Genomic DNA, 1,329 nt, shown 5'->3' with positions numbered 1-1,329 from the left:
TGCGCTAATTGTTTTTGTGCCTGAGTATCGGTAATCCATTCAAATTCTTGAGGATTACTCATAAATCCTAACTCTAATAACAATGAAGGACTACTATAGGGACGAGTTAAAGCTAAATTATTCCAAAATACTCCATAGGAAGGACGGTTAAGATTTTTGGTTAAATAATCGTGGAGAAAAACTGATAAATCCGCTGCCTGGGGATGATACCAAAATATGCCAATTCCTTGAGTATTTAAGGCATCTCCATCATCAGGTAAAGCATTATAGTGAACTGATATTGCTAGGGTTGGTTGCAGATTATTAATCATCTCTACTCGTGCCGGTAAAGATAAGTCGATGTCAGTTTCTCTGGTTAAATAAACTGTTGCCCCCAATTTTTCTAACTCCTGTTTAATTAATTTAGACATAAGCAAATTAATCTCTTTTTCTGTGTAACCCGTCGGACCGACAGCGCCGGTTTCTTTACCTCCGTGTCCGGGATCTAATAAAATAACTTTGCCCTGTAAATTATCACTTTTTTCCGGGGGATGACGCAGGGTTAAGATTAAATTTGTCCCCTGGTAACGAAGACTATAACCCCACTGTTGTTTTTGGTTAAGATTAAAAGTGTATTCTATCGTAGTCGGGTTAATTTGTCGCCAATCTAAACGTCTGACCAAAGGATTATCCACTAGAAAAATTGTATCGGTTTGGGCAATGGTATTATAAAGGGTCAAAATAAATTTATCATCCTCTTGTGCCACGGCGATGGGTACAGGATGGGATAGGGGAAAAATAATTTCCGTTGCTTGATTTATACTGCGAGAAGATAGACCGCGAATATTAGCATTATCTAAGACTTCATTGGCTATTAAACGGGTTTCTCGCTCTAAAATCCAACCCCCATAATCTAACCGTAACCAATCCCCCTCTTTCCCCGTGACTCTTGCTTTTGTGCCTTGGGGTAAAGGAGTTAAACGGGAATAATCACTACCCGGTCCCGTGCGCGCTACTCCTTCAGGAACTATAATTTCAATAACTGGTAAATTCTGATCGCTAATAATGTTAATTTCCCCTTGACCTTGTTGAGTAATTGAGCGATTATTTAATTGTGCTGTAAAAATAGGTTTTCCTAAGTTAGCCTCTTGCTTAAACTGCTGACAACCTCGATAATAACCAGTTTTATCCTGAGAATCCGCTTGATTGAGATTAGTTAAAACTGCGGCATTACTAGGCAGTTTTGTGGTTTGAGGTTGGGGTAAAAGAGGCAGAATTTTATCTCCTAACTGCACAGAAACCTGAGCTTGGGGAGTGGCAATCGCACTAAAACAAATCCATTCCCCCACT

The 1,329-nt window shown here is 39.4% G+C and carries 1 protein-coding gene; it reads right to left on the bottom strand.

The annotated features are described in order from the left end of the window. Positions 1 to 1,329 (bottom strand): N-acetylmuramoyl-L-alanine amidase family protein (locus tag PX481_RS28395; RefSeq protein ID WP_288097293.1); only part of this gene is annotated, 1,329 nt, incomplete at both ends.

This window comes from Microcystis sp. M53603_WE2, assembly GCF_030065435.1.
Note: the sequence above shows the minus strand (reverse complement) of the source record. Positions and strands in the feature narration are given on the sequence as shown.